Annotated in this window: 20 protein-coding genes and 4 pseudogenes; 17 read left to right on the forward strand and 7 right to left on the reverse strand. The window is 63.7% G+C overall.

The features are described from left to right. Positions 1-109: 109 nt before the first annotated feature. Positions 110-2,311: a TonB-dependent receptor gene (locus HH212_RS18520; RefSeq protein WP_170203818.1), complete on the reverse strand. Its 2,202-nt coding sequence runs from the start codon at positions 2,309-2,311 to the stop codon at positions 110-112. 154 nt (positions 2,312-2,465) lie between these two features. Here HH212_RS18520 and HH212_RS18525 point away from each other — a divergent pair, with 154 nt between their 5' ends. Together HH212_RS18525 and HH212_RS18530 are read left to right on the forward strand one after the other, a co-directional pair. After that, the gene (locus tag HH212_RS18525; RefSeq protein ID WP_170203820.1) at positions 2,466-3,665 is read left to right on the forward strand and encodes a PepSY-associated TM helix domain-containing protein; all 1,200 of its coding nucleotides are present in this window, start codon (positions 2,466-2,468) and stop codon (positions 3,663-3,665) included. Then, on the forward strand, positions 3,662-3,841 hold the full coding sequence (locus HH212_RS18530; protein WP_170203822.1) for a hypothetical protein: 180 nt from the start codon (positions 3,662-3,664) through the stop codon (positions 3,839-3,841). Before HH212_RS18525 ends, HH212_RS18530 begins: the two co-directional genes overlap by 4 nt. 30 nt (positions 3,842-3,871) lie before the next feature. Here the strand turns inward: HH212_RS18530 and HH212_RS18535 are convergent, their stop codons facing one another. Next, positions 3,872-4,108 carry a hypothetical protein gene (locus tag HH212_RS18535; RefSeq protein ID WP_170203824.1) on the reverse strand — a complete coding sequence of 79 codons (237 nt, stop codon included), beginning with the start codon at positions 4,106-4,108 and terminating at the stop codon, positions 3,872-3,874. Positions 4,109-4,368: 260 nt separating this feature from the next. On the opposite strand from HH212_RS18535, the gene lepB reads away from it, so the two are divergent. Together lepB and HH212_RS18545 are read left to right on the forward strand one after the other, a co-directional pair. Further along, positions 4,369-5,052 (forward strand): signal peptidase I, encoded by a 684-nt coding sequence (gene lepB, locus HH212_RS18540; protein WP_170203825.1) that lies wholly within the window; start codon positions 4,369-4,371, stop codon positions 5,050-5,052. Positions 5,053-5,227: 175 nt separating this feature from the next. After that, a complete protein-coding gene (locus tag HH212_RS18545) occupies positions 5,228-6,430 on the forward strand; it encodes a multidrug effflux MFS transporter (RefSeq protein ID WP_170203827.1) in 1,203 nt (400 codons plus the stop codon). Positions 6,431-6,667: 237 nt separating this feature from the next. On the opposite strand, the gene smpB is transcribed toward HH212_RS18545, so the two are convergent. Beyond that, entirely contained in the window at positions 6,668-7,117 is a 450-nt protein-coding gene (smpB, locus tag HH212_RS18550; RefSeq protein WP_170203829.1) for an SsrA-binding protein SmpB, read from the reverse strand. A gap of 66 nt (positions 7,118-7,183) precedes the next feature. Between smpB and HH212_RS18555 the strand changes: the two genes are divergently transcribed. Both HH212_RS18555 and HH212_RS18560 read left to right on the forward strand, forming a co-directional pair. Then, positions 7,184-7,615, forward strand: a complete 432-nt coding sequence (locus tag HH212_RS18555; protein ID WP_170203831.1) for a type II toxin-antitoxin system RatA family toxin — start codon at positions 7,184-7,186, stop codon at positions 7,613-7,615. Further along, the gene (locus tag HH212_RS18560) at positions 7,608-8,027 is read left to right on the forward strand and encodes an RnfH family protein (RefSeq protein ID WP_170203833.1); all 420 of its coding nucleotides are present in this window, start codon (positions 7,608-7,610) and stop codon (positions 8,025-8,027) included. The genes HH212_RS18555 and HH212_RS18560 overlap by 8 nt, the downstream gene beginning before the upstream one ends. Before the next feature lie 44 nt (positions 8,028-8,071). Here HH212_RS18560 and HH212_RS18565 read toward each other — a convergent pair whose 3' ends face one another. Further along, positions 8,072-8,662, reverse strand: a complete 591-nt coding sequence (locus tag HH212_RS18565) for a DUF4124 domain-containing protein (RefSeq protein ID WP_170203834.1) — start codon at positions 8,660-8,662, stop codon at positions 8,072-8,074. A 208-nt stretch (positions 8,663-8,870) separates the two neighbouring features. Here HH212_RS18565 and guaB point away from each other — a divergent pair, with 208 nt between their 5' ends. The 6 genes and pseudogenes from guaB to HH212_RS18600 form a co-directional block, all read left to right on the forward strand. Continuing rightward, positions 8,871-10,331: an IMP dehydrogenase gene (guaB, locus tag HH212_RS18570; RefSeq protein WP_170203836.1), complete on the forward strand. Its 1,461-nt coding sequence runs from the start codon at positions 8,871-8,873 to the stop codon at positions 10,329-10,331. 56 nt (positions 10,332-10,387) lie between these two features. Beyond that, complete coding sequence (guaA, locus tag HH212_RS18575; protein ID WP_170203838.1) at positions 10,388-11,998, forward strand: glutamine-hydrolyzing GMP synthase; 1,611 nt, start codon at positions 10,388-10,390, stop codon at positions 11,996-11,998. Positions 11,999-12,414: 416 nt separating this feature from the next. Beyond that, positions 12,415-12,564: pseudogene (locus HH212_RS18580) on the forward strand (transposase); the annotation flags it as partial. Between the two features lie 50 nt (positions 12,565-12,614). Next, positions 12,615-13,494, forward strand: a pseudogene (locus HH212_RS27420) (IS3 family transposase); the annotation flags it as partial. A gap of 67 nt (positions 13,495-13,561) precedes the next feature. Continuing rightward, positions 13,562-14,938, forward strand: coding sequence for an IS30 family transposase (locus HH212_RS18595; protein ID WP_170203843.1), 1,377 nt, complete (start codon positions 13,562-13,564; stop codon positions 14,936-14,938). 4 nt (positions 14,939-14,942) lie between these two features. After that, positions 14,943-15,233, forward strand: a pseudogene (locus HH212_RS18600) (integrase core domain-containing protein); the annotation flags it as partial. Positions 15,234-15,371: 138 nt separating this feature from the next. Here HH212_RS18600 and HH212_RS27845 read toward each other — a convergent pair. Continuing rightward, positions 15,372-15,710: pseudogene (locus HH212_RS27845) on the reverse strand (transposase); the annotation flags it as partial. Between HH212_RS27845 and HH212_RS18610 the strand changes: the two are divergent. The 5 genes from HH212_RS18610 to HH212_RS18630 are packed head-to-tail and all read left to right on the forward strand — an operon-like array spanning position 15,598 to position 20,897. After that, positions 15,598-16,464, forward strand: coding sequence for a hypothetical protein (locus tag HH212_RS18610; protein ID WP_170203847.1), 867 nt, complete (start codon positions 15,598-15,600; stop codon positions 16,462-16,464). The pseudogene HH212_RS27845 and the gene HH212_RS18610 sit on opposite strands and share 113 nt — an antisense overlap. Before the next feature lie 45 nt (positions 16,465-16,509). Continuing rightward, positions 16,510-16,941 (forward strand): hypothetical protein, encoded by a 432-nt coding sequence (locus HH212_RS18615; RefSeq protein ID WP_170203848.1) that lies wholly within the window; start codon positions 16,510-16,512, stop codon positions 16,939-16,941. Next, on the forward strand, positions 16,934-17,902 hold the full coding sequence (locus HH212_RS18620; RefSeq protein WP_170203850.1) for a peptidoglycan-binding protein: 969 nt from the start codon (positions 16,934-16,936) through the stop codon (positions 17,900-17,902). Before HH212_RS18615 ends, HH212_RS18620 begins: the two co-directional genes overlap by 8 nt. Positions 17,903-17,908: 6 nt before the next feature. Continuing rightward, positions 17,909-20,575 carry a hypothetical protein gene (locus tag HH212_RS18625; protein WP_170203852.1) on the forward strand — a complete coding sequence of 889 codons (2,667 nt, stop codon included), beginning with the start codon at positions 17,909-17,911 and terminating at the stop codon, positions 20,573-20,575. Between the two features lies 1 nt (position 20,576). Beyond that, complete coding sequence (locus HH212_RS18630) at positions 20,577-20,897, forward strand: OTU domain-containing protein (RefSeq protein WP_170203854.1); 321 nt, start codon at positions 20,577-20,579, stop codon at positions 20,895-20,897. 57 nt (positions 20,898-20,954) lie between these two features. Here the strand turns inward: HH212_RS18630 and HH212_RS18635 are convergent, their stop codons facing one another. Then, positions 20,955-21,518 carry a DUF4123 domain-containing protein gene (locus HH212_RS18635; protein ID WP_170203855.1) on the reverse strand — a complete coding sequence of 188 codons (564 nt, stop codon included), beginning with the start codon at positions 21,516-21,518 and terminating at the stop codon, positions 20,955-20,957. Beyond that, positions 21,515-22,339: a hypothetical protein gene (locus tag HH212_RS18640; protein WP_170203857.1), complete on the reverse strand. Its 825-nt coding sequence runs from the start codon at positions 22,337-22,339 to the stop codon at positions 21,515-21,517. Before HH212_RS18640 ends, HH212_RS18635 begins: the two co-directional genes overlap by 4 nt. Between the last annotated feature and the right edge of the window lie 295 nt (positions 22,340-22,634).

Below are 22,634 nucleotides of genomic sequence, written 5' to 3' on the forward strand. Positions count from 1 at the left end.
AGAGCTCCGCTGTCCACGCGTTCGACCGGCGTGACTGGGAACAACGGCATTGCGCTGCGAACGTCGGATGAACGCACGGAGACCATCCGTCGAGACATTGACAACGCCGTCAGAAATCCACGCTCGCCGACAGCGTGAACGTGCGCGGCGCACCCAGCACCAGGTAGCCGTAGCCCGGATAGCCGCCCGCCGACGCCCAGTAGCTGCGGTCGAAGGCATTGTCGACGCGCGCGCGCAGGGTCACGTCGCGTTCCAGCACGCGGGCCAGGTAGTTGGCGCCCAGGTCCAGGCGCGTCCAGGACGGCAGCTGCTGGGTGTTGGCGCCGTCGGCGTATTGCTTGGAGGTGGTCAGGGCGCGCGCCGTCAGCGCCAGGCCGGCCACCTGCGGCACGTCCCAGTCGGCGCCCAGGTTCAGCTGGGTGCCGGGCACGCCGATCGCGTCCTTGCCGGCGTTCACGCCGCCGGCGGTGCGGCGCTGTTCGGCGTCCAGCAGGGTCAGGCCGCCCAGCACGCGCAGCCCCTGGGCCGGCATGCCGAACACCGACAGCTCGGCGCCGCGGTTGCGCTGCTCGCCGTTCAGGCCGAAGCGGCGGTCGACCACGAAGCCCAGCGGCTGCGAGGTGGTGAACAGCGCCAGGCTGGCGCCCAGCTTGCCGCCATCGTATTTGACGCCGACTTCCTTCTGGCGCGAGGTATACGGCGCGAACACTTCGCCCTGGTTGACGATGTTCACGCCCGCGGCCACCGGTCCCTTCTGCAGCGCTTCGATGTAGTTGGCGTAGACCGAGACGTTCTTCAGGGGCTTGTAGACGATGCCGGCCACCGGCGTGGTGGCGCTCTTGTCATAGGCCGCGTTCTGGACGCCGCTGTTGTAGTCGTAGCCGAAGTCCTTGATGGTCTGGCGGCGCGCGCCCACGGTCACGCGCACGGCGTCGTCGAACAGGGCGAGCGTGTCGGCCACTGCGTAGCTGCCCAGGATCGACTTGCGCGTCAGCAGCGGCGCGTCCAGGCGGCCGCCGGTGAAGAAGTCGTTCGGCGGCGCAGCGACGTCGACCGGCGCGTACAGGTTCGAGGCCCAGCCGCTGAAGTTGCCCAGGGCGTAGGCGTTGCGTTCCTTGACCTCGAAGGCCGAGGCGGTGACGCTGACGGTGTGCTTGACCGGGCCGGTGGCGAAGTCGCCGCGCGCGCCGATCTCGCCGGTGCGCACCTGGTCGCGGCGCGCATTGTCGAAGCGCGTCATGACGGTGGCGCCGGCGTTGCTGGTGGTGGTCGGCGAGGCCAGCACGTTGGTCTCGTCGCCGTTGCGCGCGCCGGCGGCGGCCCAGGCCACCAGGTTCGGCGCCAGGTCGACTTCGCCGCGCAGCGTGCCGAAGGTGTCGCGCTCGCTGGACCTGGTCCAGGGCTGGGCGAAGTTGCTGTCGCCGTCCGGCGCGCGCGGGACGGCCAGGCCGGCGCCGGTGGTCACGCTCGGGCGCGCGGCGTCCAGCTTGTGTTCCTGGAAGCCGAGGTCGGCCGACAGGCGGTAGGCATCGCCGCGGTAGTCGAGGCCGACCGACAGCAGGTTCAGCTGGCGTTGTTCGCGGTCGACCGCGGTGTCGCCGTCGCGCCGCACCGCGTTGACGCGGATGCCGCCGCGGCGCTCGTCGCCGAAGCGGCGCGCCACGTCGAAGGCGCCGTAGCCCTGGCCGCCCGATTCGATGCCCAGGGTCGCCCGGCTCAGGTCGCTGTTCGGGGCGCGCTTGGGCAGCAGGTTGATCATGCCGCCGATGCCGCCGCTCCCTGGCGTCGAGCCGTTGATGAAGCTGTTGGCGCCGCGCAGCACTTCCACGCGCTCCAGCAGTTCCGCCGCCACGAACTGGCGCGGCAGCAAACCGTATAAACCGTTGTACGCGAGGTCGTCCGAGTTCACCGGGAAGCCGCGGATCACGTACAGTTCCTGGAAATTGCCGAAGCCGCGCGCCACCCGCACCGAGGGGTCGTTCAGCACCACGTCGGCCACGCTGCGCGCCTGCTGGTCCTGGATCAGCGCCTGGGTGTAGTTGGTGGCGTTGAAGGGGGCGTCCATGATGTCGACGTTGCCGAGCAGGCCGAGACGGCCGCCGCGCGCCACCTGGCCGCCGGCATAGGCGGCGGGCAAGCCCTGGGCCGAGGCGTCGGCCGAGGCGCTCACCACCACGGTCGACATGTCGGCCCCGGATTGTTGGCCCTCCACAGTCTGGGCGGAGGCGGCGCCGGCGGCCAGCAGCAGGGCGCCGATGGCGATCGGGGTGAGCGAAGTGAACGGAATGAGCGGCAAGGCGTGGATCTTCATGGAACTGTACATGTTTGATAAGAATGATTCTCATTATAGCCCGCCGCCCTTGCATTCGTAAATGAGAACCATTACTATCCGGGCGCGTGCGCCACAGGTTCGCCTGCGGCCGCGCGTCCCATCCGACGTCATCCCGCCTTCCGATCGCCCCCACATGACTCCCGTACAACTGCGCCGCTGGTCCTGGATCCACAAGTGGAGCAGCCTGGTCTGCACCGTCTTCATGCTGCTGCTGTGCCTGACCGGCCTGCCGCTGATCTACCACCACGAGATCGGCCACCTGCTGGGCAACGAGATCGAAGCGCCGGCGCTGCCCGCCGCGCTGGCCGCCGAAGGCAAGGCGCCGCCGCGCGCCGACATCGACCAGGTGATCGCCGCCGGCAAGGCGCGCTATCCAGGCAAGGTCATGATGTACATGTCGCAGGACAAGGACGAGCCGGCGCTGTGGTTTCTGACCATGGGCGACCATCCGACCGACGAGCACTTCAAGTCGATCGCGGTCGACGCCCGCACCGCCCGCTACGTGGGCGAGCCGCCGATCGAGGGCGGCGGCTTCATGTCGCTGATGTTCCACCTGCACGTCGATTTGTTCGCCGGCCTGTGGGGCAAGCTGTTCCTCGGCTTCATGGGCCTGCTGCTGCTGGCGGCGATCGTCTCCGGCGTGGTGCTGTACGCGCCCTTCATGCGCAAGCTCGACTTCGGCACCGTGCGCCATGGCCGCACCGCGCGCCTGAAATGGCTCGACCTGCACAACCTGCTCGGCATCGTCACGCTGGTGTGGGCGCTGGTGGTCGGCGCCACCGGCGTCGTCAACACCTGGGCCGACCTGCTCTTGAAGGTGTGGCAAGCCACCGAGATCGCCGAGATGACGGAGCCCTACCGGGGCCAGCCGGCGCCCACGCGACTGGCGTCGATGCAGACCACGATCGCGCGCGCCGAGGCCGCCGAGCCGGGCATGGCGGTCGGCTTCGTCGCCTTTCCTGGCACGCCGTTCGCCACGCCGCATCACTACGGCGTCTACATGCACGGCGACCAGGCGCTCACGGCGCGCCTGTACAAGCCGGTGCTGGTGGACGCCCAGACCGCCGAGATCACCGACCGCCGCAATCTGCCGTGGTACCTGACCGCGCTGCTGGTGTCGCAACCGCTGCATTTCGGCGACTACGGCGGCGCCGGCATGCAGCTGCTGTGGGCGCTGCTCGACGTCGCCACCATCGTCGTGCTGGGCAGCGGGCTGTACTTATGGGTCAAGCGCGGACGCTCGGCCAGGGCCGAAGCGAAGGCGCGCAAGGGCGCCGGCGGCGCCGTCGAGACGGCCGCGCCGGCGCTGGCGCGCGGCGGGGAAGGGCGATGAAGACGACGGCGCAGATCTGGGGCATGCCGGTGCTGCTCGGCATCCTGAACCTCGCCGGGCTGCTGGTGGGACTGGTGGGCGACGGCGTGTGGGACCTGGTGTCGGTGGCCGCACTGGCCGTGCCGGTGCTGGTGGGCGGCTGGCACTGGGCCAAGCCGCTCAAGTCGCCGCACTAAGACATGTTCTAAGCGCCGCAGCGGGGCCGCTCAGCGCTCGGCGCGGCCGGCGCGCCGTTCGGGCGGATCGCCTTCGTGGAAGCCGGCCACGAAGACCATCAGCAAATCGTTGTCGATCTTCTCGAATCCCGCTTCCAGCAGGTTGTTGGCGAAGTTGTGCAGTTCGGCCTCGCCGGCCTCCTTGCCGGCATGGTCCAGCGCGCGCCGCGTGATCTTGCCCAGTTCGAATGCCACTTCGGCAGTGGCCGCCTTTGCCGGGTCGCGCATGTTAGGCATCCACGCGGAACGAAGCACGGGAGCGGTGCGGATGATGGGACATGATGTTCCTTCCAAAAAAATGATGACGGGCCGCCGAAGCCGGGCGTTCCCCGGCCTCGCAGGCGATAGCCGATTTTATCAAAATGCCCACTCTGCCGTTGCCGCGCGCGGGACCAAGCGGACGCCGTCGCGGGTTTAATCTTCTGCTAAGCATCGGGCCGTCAATACCACGTATAACTTCGTCACCACAACAACGAAGGAGTCTCGCGGTGAAAACCTGGGTGCGCAACAACAAAGGCTTCCTGGCCTTCCTGGTCCTGTTCGGCGTGTTCCGCACCGCGGTAGCGGACTGGAACCCGATTCCCTCGGCGTCGATGCATCCGAACTTGCTGGAAGGGGACGTGGTGCTGGTCAACCGCGTGGCCTTCGACCTGAAGGTGCCGCTGACCGACGTGGTGCTGGCGCGTACCGGCGAGCCCGCGCGCGGCGACATCGTCACCTTCCGCTCGCCGCAGGGCGGCACGCTCTTGATCAAGCGCGTGGTGGCGCTGCCCGGCGACACCGTCGAGATGCGCAACGAGCGCCTGTACATCAACGGCAAGGGCGCCGACTACAAGCTGGTGGAGGAATCGCTGGATTCGGTCGGCGGCAGCGCGGTGCGCGCGCTGCAGCTGGCGGAATCCTTCGACGGCGCCGGCGGCAGGCGCCGCCATATCCAGGTGCTGCCGGAGATCAGGGCGGCGCGCAACTTCGGTCCGCTGACCGTGCCCGCCGGCGAGTACCTGATGCTGGGCGATAACCGCGACAACAGCGCCGACTCGCGCGTGATCGGCCTGGTGCCGCGCAAGCTGCTGGTCGGGCGCGCCGAGCGGGTGCTGGTGTCGGCCGACTACCAGGGTAACTGGATGCCGCGCACCGAGCGCTTCGGGATGTCGCTGTACCGGCACGAATGATGTCCAGTGCTGGTCCATGACTGTGCGAAGAAGCGGTCATGGACGCTCTGCATGGGTTCCCGCCTTCGCGGGAACGACGATGCGGTCCATTACCCTGTGGCGGGATTGCCGCTACAATCGCGTCCCTCGGACGCTCGCATGGTGCAGTGCCGAATTTTCTTGTGAAGGCATTCCCGTGCAAAGACTCCTGACCGTCATCCTCGCCTGCCTGGGCATGGTTGGCGCATTGGCGATCGATACCTACCTGCCGTCGATCCCCGCGATCGGCCGCCACTTCGCCGTCGGGCCCGTGGCGGTGCAGCAGACCCTGAGCGTGTTCCTGTTCACGTTCGCGTTCATGATGCTGTTCTACGGCACCCTGTCCGATTCGTTCGGACGGCGTCCGGTAATCCTGGCGGCGCTGGCGATGTACACGCTGGCTTCGTTCGGCGCGGCGCTGGCGCCGACCTTCGGCTGGCTGCTGGCGTTCCGCGCGCTGCAGGGATTGTCGGCCGGCGCCGGTTCGGTGATCGGCCAGGCCATCGTGCAGGACCGCTTCAGCGGCGCCGACGCCCAGCGCATCATGTCGCACATCATGATGGTGTTCGGCCTGGCGCCGGCGATCGCGCCGATCCTGGGCGGCTGGCTGCACGTCAGCTTCGGCTGGCGCGCCACCTTCTGGTTCCTGACCCTGTTCGGCGCCGTCATGCTGTTGGTGTGCTGGAAGCTGCTGCCGGAAAGCCTGGCGCCGGACAAGCGCCACGCCTTCCACGGCGGCGCCATTGCGCGCAACTACCTGAAAGTGCTGGGCCACCCGCAATTCCTGCTGCTGTCGCTGGCCGTGGGGCTGGCCTTCGGCGGCCTGTCGATCTACATCGGCGCCGCCGCCGACTTCGTGATGGCCATCCTGCACCTGCCCGAGACCGCGTTCGCCTGGATGTTCATCCCCCTGATCAGCGGCATGGTGATCGGCTCGGCCTGGGGCGGCAAGCGCGTGGCGCGCTACCCGGCCGGCGCGCTGCGCCGCATCGGCTACGGCCTGATGGCGCTGGCCTGTGTGCTGAACGTCGGCTACACCGCCTGGAGCGGCGACCGGGTGGCCGTGCCGTGGGCGGTACTGCCGCTGATGGTGTACACCTTCGGCCTGGCGGTGGCGATGCCGGCGCTCCAGGTGGCGGCGCTGGGCCTGTTCCCGCACAACCGCGGGCTGGCGTCGTCGATGCTGGCCTTCATCCAGATGATGTCGTTCGCGCTGGTCTCGGGCCTGGTGGCGCCGCAGCTGTTCGGCAGCGCCTTCAAGCTGGCGTGCGGCGTGGCGGCGGGGCTGGTGCTGAGTTTTATTGCTTGCCAGCTGGCCGGATGGGCGGCGCGCGATACGGCGCAGGCGCCGGCGGCTTGATACATGGAGCCCCCGTGACGCCGCCGGTTTCTCAGAGTGGACGGCTAGGCCGTGACGTCTGCATTACGGTCAACATGGTTGCCGTCCACGCGTTCAAACGTCGCCGGAAAATTCGCAGATCGGCCGTTACCGATCACCGCGTGGACGGCGCGATAGGCGTCGATACGCGAGCATGCCCGGTATAGCCGTCCACCCTACGTCTGGACGCCTGCAATGGACATGCCGGGCGCTACGACATCAACGCCGGTGCGTCTTCATCGCCTTTTCGACCTCGCGCTTGGCGTCGCGGTCCTTCTCGGTATCGCGCTTGTCGTGCTGCTTCTTGCCCTTGGCCAGGCCAACCTCACACTTGATGCGCCCGCCCTTGAAGTGCAGGTTGAGCGGCACCAGCGTGTAGCCGGAGCGGTCGACCTTGCCGACCAGCTTCTCCATCTCGGCCTTGTGCAGCAGCAGCTTGCGGGTGCGCAGCGCTTCCGGATGGCTCCAGCCGGACACCGTGGTCATCGGGCTGATGTGGGCGCCGAACAGGTACAGCTCGTCGTTGCGGACGACCACGTAGGCTTCCTTGATCTGCACCCGCCCGTCGCGGATGGCCTTGACTTCCCAGCCTTCCAGCACCAGGCCGGCTTCGTAACGGTCTTCGATGAAGTAATCGAAAAAGGCTTTTTTATTATCAACAATACTCATGAAATAGCTAAAATTCGCGCGTCGGTTAAACTATGCAGTACCAACATCATAACAAACGGCTGAGCGATGGCAGTAGTGCACAAATCGGTTTTCCTGGGATATAGCGCCGAACAGATGTTCGACCTGGTGGCAAAGGTCGAAGATTACCCCAAGTTCCTGCCTTGGTGCAGCGGCGTGAAAGTGGTCGAACGCAGCGACGACAAGCTGGTCGCCAGCCTGCAGATCAATTTTCACGGCGTCAAGCAGAGCTTTACCACGTCGAACCACAACCAGCGCCCGACCCAAATGAAGATGCACCTGGTCGACGGTCCTTTCAAAATGCTGGAAGCGGTCTGGAGCTTCAAGGCGCTGCGCGCGGATGCCTGCAAGATCGACTTCGACATGCAGTACGAGTTCTCGAATATCCTGCTGGAACAGATCGTCGGCCCGGTATTCGGCATGATCGCCAGCACCATGGTCGATTCCTTCAGCAAGCGCGCCGAGGCGGTGTATGGCTGAGCAGGCGCAGGCCGCGGACGTGCGCGTGACCGTGGCGTACGCGACGCCGCAGGGCGAGTTCCTGCAGCCGCTGGCGGTGGCGCCGGGCACGACCCTGGGCCAGGCGATCGAGGCCAGCGGCGTGCTGGCCGGCTTCCCGGAGATCAACCTGGTGACCCAGCCGGCGGGCATCTACGGCAAGAAGAAGACGCTGGAAACGGTCTTGCGCGAACACGACCGTATCGAGATCTACCGCGCGCTGGTGGCCGATCCGAAGGATTCGCGGCGCAAGCGCGCTGCCAAGAAGGAAGGTGCCGCCACGTCAGCGTCCGTAGGCGTGGCGGGATCCGCTGCTGCGCCGGTTGCTGCGGCCACGCCGGATGTGTCCGCTGCGCCCGGTCCTGCCGGCGCGGACGACGCCGCTACCGGATGAGCCTGCATTCGTAGGCGTGCGGCCGGCTCGCCTCTAACAACTGTTCAAGAGCAAGCCGCCTTGGCGCGCCGCACGCGCTCCAGCTGGCGCGCCTTTTCCTCGTCCGACATGATGGCACGCTCGCCGTTGGCGTCGACGTGCGCCACGCGCGCCCCCGACGTCAGCTGTGCCTCGTAGTCGCGCGCCGACGCGCATTGCTCGGCGCGCGCCGCCTTGCGCTCGGCCTCCAGCGCCGCCTTCTTGTCCTGCTCGGCACGCTCGGCGCTGCGCTTGCGGAAATCGGCTTCGCGCTCGGCCAGCGACGGCGGCTTGTTCGGTGCCGCCGTGGGCGCACTGGCCGCCTTGGCCGTAGGCGCGCCGGCAGAAGCTGCCGCAGCGTCGCCCGCCGCAACGACGCCGGCGCTGGAGCCGGGCGCCGCTGCCGCCATGCCGTCAGGCCCAGCCGGCGCCTGCAACCCGCGCGGCGCCTTGACGATGCGGCTGGCAGGCGTGCCCGGCGGCGGCGGCCGGTCCGAGAACACGCGCGTGCCTTTTTCGTCGATCCAGGAAGAATACTGCGCGTGGGCCAACTGTGTCGGCAGCATCAGCGCAAGAAGGGCGCCCGCGAGAAGCGGACGCGGCCAGTATCGGATCATGCCGGTTCCTTGAATATTTCCGTAGGTTAAGTCTTTGATTTCGCCACGTTTTTTCCGGCTTGTCAAATCGGCCTCGATCGAGGCCGATCTGCACCGAACGTGCAGCGAACGTGCGTGTCATACCGCTTAGCGGCCTTTTTTGGGCGACCTTGAGAAGAAGACGACGACTTTCTGTATAATTCGCTTTTGCGCCTATAGGAAATCAACTATGCGTCTTCTTCAGAAAGCACTCACGTTCGATGACGTGCTGCTTGTCCCGGCCTACTCGAATATTCTCCCGGCCAACACCTCGCTGCGTACCAAGCTGACCCGGAACCTGTCGCTGAACATCCCGGTGATTTCCGCCGCGATGGACACCGTGACCGAAGCCCGCCTCGCCATCGCCATGGCGCAGGAAGGCGGCATCGGCATCATCCACAAGAACCTGCGCCCGGCGGACCAGGCGCGCGAAGTGGCGCGGGTCAAGCGTTTCGAGGCGGGCGTGCTGCGCGACCCGATCACGGTGCCGCCGACGATGACCATCCGCGACGTGATCGCCCTGCAGCACCAGCACGGCTTCAGCGGCTTCCCGGTGGTGGAAGGCAACCAGGTGGTCGGCATCATCACCAACCGTGACCTGCGTTTCGAAGAAGACCTGGACGCCGAGACCCGCACCAAGATGACCCCGCGCGAAAAACTCGTGTACGTCGACGAGGAAGCGGACACGGCCGAGGCCAAGCGTCTGATGAACAAGCACCGCCTGGAGCGTGTGCTGGTCGTTAACGATAAGTTCGAATTGCGCGGCCTGATCACGGTCAAGGACATCTTGAAATCGCACGAGCACCCGAACGCTTCCAAGGATGCGCAGGGCAAGCTGCTGGTCGGCGCCGCCGTCGGCGTGGGCGACAAGGACAAGGAACGCGTCGATCTGCTGGTGAAAGCCGGCGTGGACGTGCTGGTGGTCGACACTGCCCACGGCCATTCGCAGGGCATCCTCGACAGCGTGAAGTGGATCAAGACGACCTATCCGGAAGTGGACGTCATCGGCGGCAACATCGCCACCGCGGCCGCCGCGCTGGCGCTGGTCGAGGCCGGCGCGGACGCGGTCAAGGTCGGCATCGGCCCCGGCTCGATCTGCACCACCCGCATCGTCGCCGGCGTCGGCGTGCCGCAAGTGACCGCGATCTCGAACGTGGCCGAAGCGCTGGCCGGCACCGGCGTGCCCTGCATCGCCGACGGCGGCATCCGCTTCTCGGGCGATATCTCGAAGGCACTGGCGGCGGGCGCGCACACCGTCATGATGGGCTCGATGTTCGCCGGCACCGAAGAAGCGCCGGGCGAAGTCATCCTGTACCAGGGCCGCAGCTACAAGTCCTACCGCGGCATGGGCTCGCTGGGCGCGATGGCCGAAGGCTCGGCCGACCGCTACTTCCAGGAAGCCTCGAGCAAGGCCGAGAAATTCGTCCCGGAAGGCATCGAGGGCCGCGTCGCCTACAAGGGCAGCGTGCTGGCGATCATTTATCAACTCGTCGGCGGCGTGCGCCAGTCGATGGGCTACTGCGGCTGCGGCACCATCGAGGAACTGCGCGAAAAGGCGGAATTCGTCGAGATCACCTCGGCCGGCATGCGTGAATCGCACGTGCACGACGTGCAGATCACCAAGGAAGCGCCGAACTACCGCACCGAATAAGATCCCCGAAACGCGGCCACACGGCCGCGTTCTTGTATTTGCCATTGAAAAACCACATGCATTCGAAAATCCTCATCCTCGACTTCGGCTCCCAGGTTACCCAACTGATCGCCCGCCGCGTGCGCGACGCCGGCGTGTTCTCCGAAGTCTTCCCCTACGACATCGGCGACGAGTTCGTGCGCAACTACGGCGCCGCCGGTGTGATCCTGTCCGGCAGCCACAACTCGACGCTGGAAGGCGACTCCCCGCGCGCCCCGCAAGCCGTGTTCGAACTCGGCGTGCCGGTGCTCGGCATCTGCTACGGCATGCAGACCATGGCGGCCCAGCTCGGCGGCAAGGTCGAGAACGGCAAGGTGCGCGAATTCGGCTATGCCGAAGTGCGCGCGCGCGGCCACACCAAGCTGCTGAACGGCATCAACGACTTCGTCACCGATGAAGGCCACGGCATGCTGAAGGTCTGGATGAGCCACGGCGACAAGGTGCTGGACATGCCGGCCGGCTTCAAGCTGATGGGCTCGACCGACAGCTGCCCGATCGCTGCCATGGCCGACGAGGAGCGCCGCTTCTACGCGCTGCAATTCCACCCGGAAGTGACCCACACGACCCAGGGCGAAGCCATCATCGGCCGCTTCGTGCACGAGATCTGCGGCTGCAAGAGCGACTGGAATATGCCGGACTACATCAGCGAAGCGGTCGAGAAGATCCGCGCGCAGGTCGGCAGCGATGAAGTCATCCTGGGCTTGTCCGGCGGCGTCGACTCCAGCGTGGCCGCGGCCCTGATCCACCGCGCCATCGGCGACCAGCTGACCTGCGTGTTCGTCGACCACGGCCTGCTGCGCAAGGACGAGGGCAAGATGGTGATGGACATGTTCTCGAAGAACCTGGGCGTCAAGGTGCTGCGCATCGACGCGTCCGACCAGTTCATGGGCCACCTGGCCGGCGTCAGCGACCCGGAGCAGAAGCGCAAGATCATCGGCCGCGAATTCGTCGAGGTGTTCCAGGCCGAGTCCGCCAAGTTGACGTCGGCGCGCTGGCTCGCCCAAGGGACGATCTATCCGGACGTGATCGAATCGGCGGGGAAGGGCAAGAAGGGCCAGACCATCAAGAGCCACCACAACGTGGGCGGCTTGCCGGACACGCTGAACCTGCAATTGCTGGAGCCGCTGCGCGAACTGTTCAAGGACGAGGTGCGCAAACTCGGCGTGGCGCTGGGCCTGCCGCACGACATGGTGTACCGCCATCCGTTCCCAGGGCCGGGGCTGGGCGTGCGCATCCTGGGCGAGGTGAAACGCGAGTATGCGGACTTGCTGCGCGAGGCGGATGCGATCTTCATCGAGGAATTGCGCAAGGCACCGTTCGAAACGCTGCATGTGCCGGGCATCGATGCCGGCAAGGCGCCGGTGAACTGGTACGAGGCGACCAGCCAGGCGTTTGCCGTGTTCCTGCCGGTGAAGTCGGTGGGGGTGATGGGGGATGGACGCACGTATGATTACGTGGTGGCCTTGCGGGCGGTGCAGACGCTGGATTTCATGACGGCGCATTGGGCGCATTTGCCGCATGAGTTGCTGGGCAAAGTCTCGAATCGCATCATTAACGAGGTGCGCGGGATTAATCGGGTTGTTTATGATATTTCGGGGAAGCCGCCGGCGACGATTGAGTGGGAGTGACCGGATTATCTAAGTAACTGATTTTAAACTGAAAAATGAAGAGCCGTTGATCATCAAGTGTGGATGGTCAACGGCTTTTTCATTGTCGGATGGGGCGGGTCTGTGCATGCCCAAGTGATTCTATACGGGTGAATTCAATGGTATTGAGCATGGTGTTGGGTCAGGGCGTTGGCATTGAAGAGTGCCCATACCATTTTTAAGCTCGCTTCCCGCCATGGTATCGGAATGTGCCGAATGGCTGAATACAAAGGGAGGGGCGCACCGTAACCGCGTGCCGATAAGCATGGTATCGGAGGCATCTATGCTCATCGACCTGTACCCCGTAAGCTCAAGTCCAGGGACACCGGCCTGCAACGTAATAGAACGCGACGGTTTCTTCGCTTGTGAGCTCATGTCATGAACGATAGCAGGCGCAGATTCAGACGTGCATCGTGCACCTGATCCGCAATTCGACGACGCTTGCGGCTTGGAAGGACCGTAAGGAACTGGCAGCGGCGCTCAAGCCGATCTACCACGCTGCCAACGCCGAGCTGGCCGAAGCGGCGCTGGATGCGTTGAGGTACCCTGACTTTTTCGGACACTTCCGATTGTTAAACTTGTCGGAAGGAGCGAACACATGAAATTGAAAACATACACGCCTGAGTTCAGGGCCGAAGAAGTCAAGCTGGTGCTGGAACAGGGCTTATCGCAGGAACAGGCCGCCCAGTGGATCGAGGTGCCGAAAGGGACGCTGGCCAACTGGGTGAGCGCGGCGAAGCGCAGCACGGACCCAGCGGCACTACCGGGCAGCCGAAGCGTCGCGGAACTGGAAACCGAGTTGGCAAAGCTGCGTAAAGAACTGGCCGTGGAGCGGATGGAAAAGGAAGTGCTAAAAAGGTCACCGCGTACTTTGCGAGGAAGTCGCTGCCCGGTACGCGTTCATGAAGACGGTGCGACTCAAGTATCCGCTTGGCCTGTTGTGCCGTGTCTTTGAGGTGTCGCGCAGCGGCTATTACGCGGCGCTGGATCGTCCAGCATCGCAGCGTGCGCAGGACGACGAAAAGCTGAAGATCGCCATCAAGGCTGCTCATGTCCAGACTCGCCAGACGTATGGGCCGTTGCGCCTGCAGCCAGAACTGGCCGCACAAGGCTTTGAAGCAGGACGTAATCGGATCGTGCGACTGCGGCGCGAGCTTGGCCTGCGCTGCAAGCAAAAACGCAGATTCAAGGCGACGACGAACTCGAAGCACGCTTATCCGGTCGCATCGAATCTGCTGGAACAGACCTTTACGCCGACAGCGCCAGACGAAGCCTGGGTGAGCGACATCACGTATGTCGCCACTGACAAAGGCTGGCTCTATCTGGCGGGCATCAAGGACGTTTTCACGTGCGAGATGGTGGGCTATGCGCTGGGCGCACGAATGACCCAGGAGTTGACGGCGCAGGCGCTCTGGCGAGCAGTACGCAACAAGCGGCCGGCGCCAGGCCTGATTCTTCATTCGGACCGCGGCAGCCAAGGCGGATTCAACCAGTCGTCGCAACACCTTTATCGAGAGGGTGTTTATGGGACGACCAGCAGGATGGATGCACAAGTTGACAGGGCGAGGAGCAATGCGCTCACCAGGGGCGCCGTCGCATCGCCGAGAAACCGAGCGGCGATTCTGGGAGCAAATAGCGACGGGTATTACAACTGAGAAGGCTGCTGAGGCGGTTGGCGTATCGCAGGCAGTTGGGGCGCGCTGGTTTCGTCATAATGGCGGCATGCCACTTTCCATGTTGAGTCCAATATCTAAAAGATACCTGTCTTTCACAGAGCGAGAAGAGATTGGCCTTCTTTCGTGTCAAGGTATCGGAATCCGAGAGATTGCTCGCCAGATCGGCCGCAGTGCATCAACGGTCTCCCGAGAACTAAGACGTAATGCTGCTACACGCTGCGGCCGACTTGAGTATCGAGCTTCGGTTGCGCAGTGGAAGGCCGAACTCGTTGCTAGAAGACCCAAGCCTTCGAAACTGGTGACGAATCAACGGTTGCACGACTATGTTCAAGGCCGCTTGCAGGGACAGGTTCGCGACGCTGATGGCCATGACATTTCTGGGCCGGAATCGGCACCGTTCATAGGAAGAAACAAGCCACATCGCGGCGACCGTAAATGGGTCACTGGTTGGTCGCCTGAACAGATTTCCAACCGCCTGCGGACTGACTTTCCGGATGACGAATCCATGCGCATCTCTCACGAAGCCATCTACCAAGCACTCTATATCCAAGGCCGAGGAGCTCTTAAGCGCGAGCTGGTTAGTTGTCTGCGCACTGGGCGGGCATTACGCATGCCGAGGACGAGAGCACAAGCCAAAGCCTGGGCACACGTGAGCGAGGATGTAATGATCTCCAACCGGCCTGCAGAAGTCCAAGATCGTGCCGTGCCGGGACATTGGGAAGGCGACCTGATCATCGGTTTGAATCGGTCGGCCATCGGAACGCTGGTCGAGCGATCAAGCCGATTTACCATGCTTGTCCATCTGCCTCGCGAGGAAGGCTACGGTTTGATACCCAAGACAAAGAATGGCCCTGCGCTAGCTGGCTACGGAGCTGTCACAATGGCCAACGCGCTCAGTAATACCGTCGCTGACATGCCGGCCCTTTTGTGGCAGTCATTGACTTGGGATCGTGGAAAAGAACTGTCTGATCACGCGCGATTCACGGTCGAGTCTGGGGTAAAGGTCTTCTTTGCCGATCCGCACAGTCCATGGCAACGCGGCACAAACGAAAATACGAACGGCCTCTTGCGGCAGTACTTCCCAAAAGGTACTGATTTATCTCGGTGGAGCGCCCGCGAACTCCACGCCATTGCCAATACACTCAATTCTAGGCCCCGTAAAACACTTGGTTGGAAGACGCCGGCCGAAGCACTGGACGAGTACCTAAAATCTGTACAACAATATAGTGTTGCGACGACCGGTTGAATCCGCCCAATATTGCGCGGACGACTATCGCAAACTGGTCGAGCAGTTCGGCATGAAGGCCTCCATGTCGCGCAAGGGGAACTGCTACGACAACGCGCCCATGGAAAGCTTCTGGCGGAGCCTGAAAAACGAATTGATCCACTACCAGAGATATGCGACCAGAGCTGACGCGGAGTCCGCGATCACGGAGTACATCGAAATTTTCTATAACCGTCAGCGGCGCCATTCGCGTCTCGGGTACCTATCGCCAGCATCGTTTGCCGAAGAATTCAGCAGACAGCCGCTGGCTGCTTGAAACGGACGTGTCCACTATTGACAGTACACCTCAGCCCGGTCACACGCGAACTCCTGGACAGTCTGGGCCGCTGGGTCAACACCGCGGTTCACCATGAGCCGGTAGCTCACTTGAGCTCGCGGGCAAAGAAGGCCGATGCTTTTTTAGGACGTCCACATCACTACGAAGTTGGCGGTTTTCCTGCTCCAGTTGGCGAATGTGCTGCTGCTCGGGAGTGAGCGGCTGGCCAATGCCTGGCTGGCCTTGCTGCTCAGCTTCGTACTGCTCGATACAACGTCGGATCGCGGTCACACCGATATCCATTGTCTGACTCACGTGCGAGATGCTGAGCCCTTGTTCTTTGACCATACGGACGACCTCGAGCTTGAAGCTGCGTTGGCTGAAGTATTTTTTCATACTCGCAAAAATACGAGATAATGCGCAACGAACTCGAGACGCACCTGGGAGACGAATCATCATTAACCTGAAAGACACCATCGAAAAGGTCCTGCGTAAGGCCACGTCGTCGCGTCCCTATCTGTTCAACGTCGTAACGCTAGAGACCGGCAAGGAAGTCGCGAAGGCTGGTTATAAGCTGAAGGTCTTACGCCGAAACGACGGCTATGACGTGGAACTCGTCACAACCATGCCGCCTGTCACGACGACAGCGTTGAAAATGGGGCCGCTCTACGCCAGGGCGGGAATGGTGAGCAGCGTCGCCTTCGCCAGGACCCAGTACGGCAATGTCACGGATGACATACTTTTCCAGAAACTCTATGACGTGAAGAAGCGGTGGCTCATGTATATCGAAGCGGGAGACTCCAGTACACGGGAGGTCTGGAGCGCTCCCTGCATGATCTGTGGACTGGTGCTTCCAATGAGAAACTTGACCGTCGACCATCAGCGTCCCCAGTCGGGCGGCGAGATCGAGGCGGTCTTGAAGACATTCCGCGCATTCGGCCTGACCATGGAGGGGCCGCGTGGCGGCAAGGGAAAGATAGTATTGCAGCATATTACGGCAGGCGCGCAACTCGAGCCCGTGCTGACACGGCCTGGGCGGTTTGGGCTGGGCGGCTTCAATATCAACGATCGCTATACTTTGAACGACGACGGCGCTGTCCTGTACAGCTTCGTTGTCGATGCGGGTGAAAAGGCCCTGCTGCAGTCGCAATGCATGCATGGCTTGATGAACCTTAAACCAGCCTGCCAAACATGCAATTCGGCGCGCGGCAAAGAACTCAAGTTTGCATAGAAGGGCTAGCTGCCAGGCAGCACCGTCTTGACGGGATGTGCCGAGATGCCGATACTCATCCTTGTTCCAACGACCGGAAATGACCGTATGTCCTTCTTCGTGATACGGCAGGCACAGATGGCAGAATTCGAGCGGCTGGCGCGCGTCGCAACGGTACGGCGCGCGGCGGTGCATCTCGAGCGGCATTTTCCTAAAGAGTGGGGACGGCTGCCGTACGCTGGCCGGCATGCGTTGCTCGACCACTGCGTGGGAACGGCGGCTCGGCTCGGGGCCGGCAAGCATGATGCGCTGCGTTTCGCCACGCTCGCTCTGCTGCACGGCGAAGACTTTACCACGCGTGAGTGGGTGCTGGACGTGCTGGACGATGCCGCCATCGCGCCGGCCGACCGCCTCGCCCATTTACACGCCGAAGCATTGCGCCGCGCGGCGAAGCAGGCTGCCAGCGCCGGCGCCCGTGAGGCGTTCGAGCGTGACTGATTCGATCGAAAGACAGTTGCGCGCAGGAGATGTGGCAGCGGCGCAGATTTCGGCAGCCGCGCCTCCCTTGTCCGCGGTACAGCCGTGCCGCCAGGGAAGCTGGTGCGAGATCCGCCTCGCCGGGGCGGATGGCGTGACGATCGGCGGCGAAACCTACGAACTGGCGAATGGCGCGGCGCGCCCTGTACGCGGGAAAACCCGGGCCGACGGCTCCACCCGCGTCGAAGGGCTCGCCGAAGGCGAATGGACCCTGTCCTTTCCCGGCCTGGACGAAGAGGCATGGGGGCCGGTTGGCGCCACTACTCCGCCCGCCGCGCCGCGTGCCGCGGCCACTACCATCGAGGTTGTCCAGGGTGACTGCGTGCATACGCTCGCCGTGGCACACGGCTTCTTCGCAGGCACCGTCATGGCGCTCGACGCCAACCGGGCGCTGGCTGCGGACCTGCGGGCGGAAGGCATCCTGTATCCCGGCGACATCCTGGCGCTGCCGACATTACGCGTCAGGAAGGTTCCGGTGGTGCTGGAACGGCTCAATGAATTCGAACGCCGGGGCGTGCCCTTGTTCGTACGGATCCGGGTCGAAGGTGACCCCGACGATCCGGTCAAGTACTTGATGGAGATCGATGGCGTGGCCGAGGGCGGGACATTGGCCGCGTATGACGTGGCCGAGGTGGCGGTCGATCAAGGCGCGGCGAAAGGCACCCTGCAACTGAAGGGCGGGCAGGCATTCGCCGTCCATGTCGGCCATCTCGATCCAGTTACCACCGAGTCCGGACTAAAGTCACGCCTTGTCCACCTGAGTTACCTGCTGCCGCAGAGCCAGGACGAGTCGCAAGGTATCGATGCGGCACGCGCCCTGGCTGCCGCCCTACGGCTGTTCCAGGTCAATCACGACCTCGAAGCCACCGGGGAGGCCGACGGTGCCACGCGCGACATGCTGGTGTCTGTTCATGGCTGCTGACCGACCATGAGTGCTGTCTTCGAAAATCGCGGCGTGCCGGTGCCCGGGCCGGAGGGCGCCCTGGTGGCGTCGTATCGCCACGTGGACGATTGCTTGAAGGAAGAGAACTTATACGCGCTTCATGATGCGTTGTGCGGACTGGAACCCTACAAGGATGCACCGGAAGCGGAGGCGGCGCTGTACGAGTACGTGCGGGCCGCCCACGACAAGCTGCTGACTGCGTTGCGCCTGCGCTATCTCGACCTGGTTGCCAGCAGCGGCCCTGGTAACAAAGAAGCACTGCAGGTCCTAGCCAGGCTGCGTGAGGTCGATCCCGCGCTGGCCGAGGATATCCAGGGCGGCTCCGAAAAGACAGAGGTAGCGCGCGAGAAGCTATTCCGCGAGTATTTCCCCGACAAGGCGGGAAAGCATGACTTGAGCGGTTATGCCTCCGAGGATTCGGACGACGGCGAAGAGCGCACGTTCCGCACCTACGACTGCACGCCGGACGCCAACCAGGTACTGCAGCGGGTCAAGAAGGAACAGGTCGACGCCTCAAGAAGGACGGACAAGATCGGGCGCGATTTCGACGAAGCTTGCGCCCCCATCCTGGATGGGCTACGGGCTTGTGCCGATGCGTTGGTGGAGACCGTGACGGCGCATACAGCCCTAGACGAACGGGTCGGGAGCGCAATGGCGTCCTTCGATGACACCCTTGAGACGATGCTGAAAGGTACGGGCGTAACAGAGGATAACAGGAGCGACATCTGCAAGCGTGCGAAGGCCGCATTCGCGCCGGTCGCGGCATTGGCGGACGACATCGAGACGTGTTACAGCCGCGGGAGCAATGCCGTGCGCGACATCGAGAAGATGCTAGCCTCGTCTGCGCCGGACCTAACGACGGTGCGCAATGCGGTATCGCGGGTCGACCGTTTGCGGGACGATTTGTGCAAGGCGCTGGCGCAGCGCGACGCGGCCTACAAATTTGCCGCCGGGTTCCAGCAAACGCTGTGTTCGAAAGAGTTTTCGAACGAGCGCAACAAAGGCGCCTACCTGCGTGGCGCCGTCAAGGATCTGGAGAAGATGGTGGCGGGCGAGGTGCGTAACTCTCGGGAAAAGCTGTCGAGCGGAAGCCTGGCCGACTGGGGCGTGCATTGTTCCGGCATCAAGGAACTGGTCAAGCGATTCGACGACGAAGGCGCCAAGGTCGCCAGACTTGCCGCCGAAGTCAAGGAAGGGCAGGAAATCGGTATCGCGCAGGTCTACCACGAACCTGCATGGACGGTCCAGGAGGAAAAGGATTTCCTGGCCGCGCGCGCGGCCTTCGCCAACCAGGACTTGAAGGCGTTGAAGGCACTCAAGACCCGGTTCTTTATCGCACAATACCGGGGCATTACCTACAATACCTACAGATTCACGCCAATCGAACGGCGCAACAGCCGAGAAAAGTTCGAGACCCGGCTGCCGACCTTCAGTCCTTCCGTGTTTGTCGAGGTCGGGATTTCCGCGGAACGGTATTACGACGGGCAATACGACGAGACCGTGGATGCCAGGCTGCTGCAATACGCCGAGGAGTTACGCGGCGTCTTGCTGGAAAAGCGCAAATCTGGCCCGGTCGAGACGTCGGGTTATCGCTACGAGAATGCGGGCGAAGCGCTGCAGGACCTGTACACCAACAATTACGATCGCTGCTTCGCCCTGATCGGCGAATATCTGCGGCAGCAGGCGACGGCCAGGAGTGGCGAAGAAGCCCCGGGAAAGGCCAAGGGCGACGGCGACGAATGGAAGTTGTGGGACGGCCTGTTCAACGCGGCAAATCCGATGGTCTCGACCGGCGACATGCCGCGCCATGCGCTGAAGTACGCCTATGGTATGAAAGCCTATGGCGGCCATGAAAACGAGATCCTTAATCCGAATTGGGATGCCGACGGCAATACGGTATGGCCATATGCCGGGAAGGTGTTTGCCTACCTGTTCACGCTGGAGGATTATCTAAAGGCAGCGCCCTTGCACGTCACCTCTCTCAACCTGAACGGGAGGATTAAGGTAGCGCTCGCCATCGCCGAAGAACGCGAAACCACATTTCCCGCTTTCATCGAACGTGATCGGGTGGCGGCCGAGCATGTCGCCAAGTACCCGTCCTTCCCTGGCAGCGACGCTGGTGATGGATATGACCCGAAGATCCACCTGCAGAAATACGGATTGGTAAGGGAAGATTTCCTGCAATTCCATGCCGGAGTGCGTACCGACGATGTGCAACGGTCCGGCGCCTACCGGAATATTGCCTCTTGGCTGGTGAATTATCACGAGGCCCGCTTGATCGAGCTCATGCGCCGCATGGCAAAGCAGCGCGGCGGCTTGCTGGTCTACCGCGACGACTTGGGCAACCTGAGCAAAGGACTCATGCCGATCGGGAACATCCATGCGGTGCGCACCGACGCGCACACGGGGAAGACGGTCGCACCCATGGTCATGCGCACCGGTCGCACGAGCGAATTCAAGAATGCCGCCTGGATCACCAAGTTCCTGTCCAGCCGGACGGCTCCTCCAGCACTGCGGACGGTTCTGCAGTTCGACGCCGCTGTAGCGGTCCGCGGCATCGAATGCGACGTGCCAAGCGATGGCAATTGCCTGTTCTACGCTTTGGGGGGGGGGGCTGTACGAAGCGGGACACGGGATCGTCGGCACCGATGACGTGACGATACGAGAAAGGATTTGCGACGAGTATGGGAGATATCCCGTCTTTTGCCTCAGGCAGAAAATCACGCCGGACTACATTGCGGAAATGCGGCAGTACGCTAAGAGTTCCTCGCAGCTCAGCCGCTGGGGATCGGATGCCGAGATCATGATGTTTTGCCGGGTGTACAACGCCAGGGTCACCGTGTTTTCCCCGACCTATCCGGCGCCCGGCTACAGCCTTGTGTTCGAAAACGACCAAGGCCTCGCGCCGGCCTATGACATCGCACTGGTGCACCGGCATGGCAACCATTGGCGCTATCTGAAGCCGCCAGGTTGACCGGTCGGTGCTGTCGCCTCACGGCGCCAGCTTCGCCCATTGGAGTGCGCACTTCGCTCATCCCGGCCCGAGGGCGATGTCGGCATGGTCCCGCACGCGCAGGATGTCGTCTTCCAGGTCGAATTCCCGGGCCGCGGCGCCACCATTGGTCTCGGCGAGCAGCCGCGTCACGGGACCGAGAAAGGTCTTGAATTCCGCGTTGGTACAGGTTGGAATGAAGATGTTCAGCACGCGTGGATCGTAGTAGCGGAACGCCAGCGTCCTGCCATCTTCGGTCTTGACGCGCAAGAATTTCTTCAGGTGCAGGCGCAACTGATCGAGCGTAAGAGCGGCATCGGCGGTGATCAAGATACCCCAGGAGCGCCCCCAGCCCCGGCGCAGCAATTCGCAGGCCGCCTCGGACGAGGCGGGCAGGCGCACGAGATAGGGCGCTGCCGCTTCCAGGCGAGGATGCAGGGGCCCCGAGAACATGCAGACATGTTCCAGCCCGCTGGTGCGGACGAGCGGGACGATGGCGCGGTCGCGCGCGCCGTCCAGGATCCAGTGGACATGCTGGCCATCGCCGTCGGCGGCATCGCGCCAGAGCAGACGGCGAAAGGATTGCTGGGCGCTGCCGTTCATGTCCTGCTTTCCGTGAGAGATTGTTGGGCCGACCGGCGCGTCGTTTCGCAGATTTCGCAGAATGGCGTACCGTGTTGCGCGGCCTGTTCGAGCGTTTCTGCTTGCGCGACATGGTCGGCAGGGGAGGGCGGGTACGTGCTTGCTTCCCGGTCCTGCGGGGTGGGATCGACCGGGACGCGCGCCGCCTCGCAGATTTCGCAGAACGGTGTGCCGTTCCGGGCGGCTTCCTCGAGCACTTGCGCCTGTGCGACCTGCACATCGACTGCAGTTTCGGTGGCTGCCGTCTCGCGCGCTTCGGTGCCTGCATCCGCCTGCATGTCCCATGCCGCCGCCGCGGCCGGTGTCGCTGCTTTCGTCGCGGCGACGGCCGGCGCCTCGTCGACGTCCCGCACAGGCGTCTCCATGAGCGCCGTGGCGCTCAGCGGGGATAGATCGTCGACGCTGTCGGCGGCGGGCGGGCTCGGCGCGATCAGCCGAGACGGTATGGCCCGGTGCGTCTTTTCCTCGACCACCACGATGCTGCCGGCCATGATGCATGTCGCCAGCGCACGCAACCAGCCGTCGGCGCCCGCATTAACGCTCGTCAGCGATGGTCCGGAGCGGCGCAGGGTCGCCTGGAGTTCGGCGCGCGCGGCCGGTTCGCCCAGCCAGTAGCGCAGGTAGGCCGCGGTGGCGTCGGCCGAAGCGAAGCGGCGTCGCACCGCCAGCGATTCCAGTCCAGGTCCGTCCGGCCGGGGCAAGCCACCTCCGGTCAGCGCGCGTGACTCGTAGAACGACACGCGCAGCGGATGACGCCACAGGCTGGCCAGGGGATGTAACATGAAGCGGGGTCCAGACGGGTATTGGAACACGATGGCATGGAGTCGCGAGGCTAGCAGCATAGCGCGCGTCCGGCCTTGTGTCCACATGGCTATAACGTGTACACCTCGGTGAACTTATCAGCCGGGACACAGTGGCTTGCGAACTTGCAGCTGAGCTGTTGTCGACGTCGTATGGCCGAGATCGACGCGGCCGGTTTATACCTGCGATGCCGTGCGAAGTCGTCGTGCGCGGCTACTGAATGGTTGGCCGGATATGTACAGCGAAATCATCTGTGTCAAGGATGTTGCAGCCGAT

Source organism: Massilia forsythiae (genome assembly GCF_012849555.1).
Lineage (GTDB): Bacteria > Pseudomonadota > Gammaproteobacteria > Burkholderiales > Burkholderiaceae_D > Telluria > Telluria forsythiae.

What these genes read in the sequence shown, in the direction of transcription:
- HH212_RS18535 (WP_170203824.1), bottom strand. Translation starts at nt 4,108, where the DNA reads ATGCGCGACCCGGCAAAGGCGGCCACTGCCGAAGTGGCATTCGAACTG.
- HH212_RS18560 (WP_170203833.1), top strand. Translation starts at nt 7,608, where the DNA reads ATGGCTGAGCAGGCGCAGGCCGCGGACGTGCGCGTGACCGTGGCGTAC.
- HH212_RS18565 (WP_170203834.1), bottom strand. Translation starts at nt 8,662, where the DNA reads ATGATCCGATACTGGCCGCGTCCGCTTCTCGCGGGCGCCCTTCTTGCG.
- HH212_RS18525 (WP_170203820.1), top strand. Translation starts at nt 2,466, where the DNA reads ATGACTCCCGTACAACTGCGCCGCTGGTCCTGGATCCACAAGTGGAGC.
- guaB (WP_170203836.1), top strand. Translation starts at nt 8,871, where the DNA reads ATGCGTCTTCTTCAGAAAGCACTCACGTTCGATGACGTGCTGCTTGTC.
- HH212_RS18635 (WP_170203855.1), bottom strand. Translation starts at nt 21,518, where the DNA reads ATGAACGGCAGCGCCCAGCAATCCTTTCGCCGTCTGCTCTGGCGCGAT.
- HH212_RS18625 (WP_170203852.1), top strand. Translation starts at nt 17,909, where the DNA reads ATGAGTGCTGTCTTCGAAAATCGCGGCGTGCCGGTGCCCGGGCCGGAG.
- HH212_RS18615 (WP_170203848.1), top strand. Translation starts at nt 16,510, where the DNA reads ATGCCGATACTCATCCTTGTTCCAACGACCGGAAATGACCGTATGTCC.
- HH212_RS18530 (WP_170203822.1), top strand. Translation starts at nt 3,662, where the DNA reads ATGAAGACGACGGCGCAGATCTGGGGCATGCCGGTGCTGCTCGGCATC.
- HH212_RS18555 (WP_170203831.1), top strand. Translation starts at nt 7,184, where the DNA reads ATGGCAGTAGTGCACAAATCGGTTTTCCTGGGATATAGCGCCGAACAG.
- HH212_RS18640 (WP_170203857.1), bottom strand. Translation starts at nt 22,339, where the DNA reads ATGTTACATCCCCTGGCCAGCCTGTGGCGTCATCCGCTGCGCGTGTCG.
- smpB (WP_170203829.1), bottom strand. Translation starts at nt 7,117, where the DNA reads ATGAGTATTGTTGATAATAAAAAAGCCTTTTTCGATTACTTCATCGAA.
- HH212_RS18520 (WP_170203818.1), bottom strand. Translation starts at nt 2,311, where the DNA reads ATGAAGATCCACGCCTTGCCGCTCATTCCGTTCACTTCGCTCACCCCG.
- HH212_RS18595 (WP_170203843.1), top strand. Translation starts at nt 13,562, where the DNA reads ATGCACAAGTTGACAGGGCGAGGAGCAATGCGCTCACCAGGGGCGCCG.
- guaA (WP_170203838.1), top strand. Translation starts at nt 10,388, where the DNA reads ATGCATTCGAAAATCCTCATCCTCGACTTCGGCTCCCAGGTTACCCAA.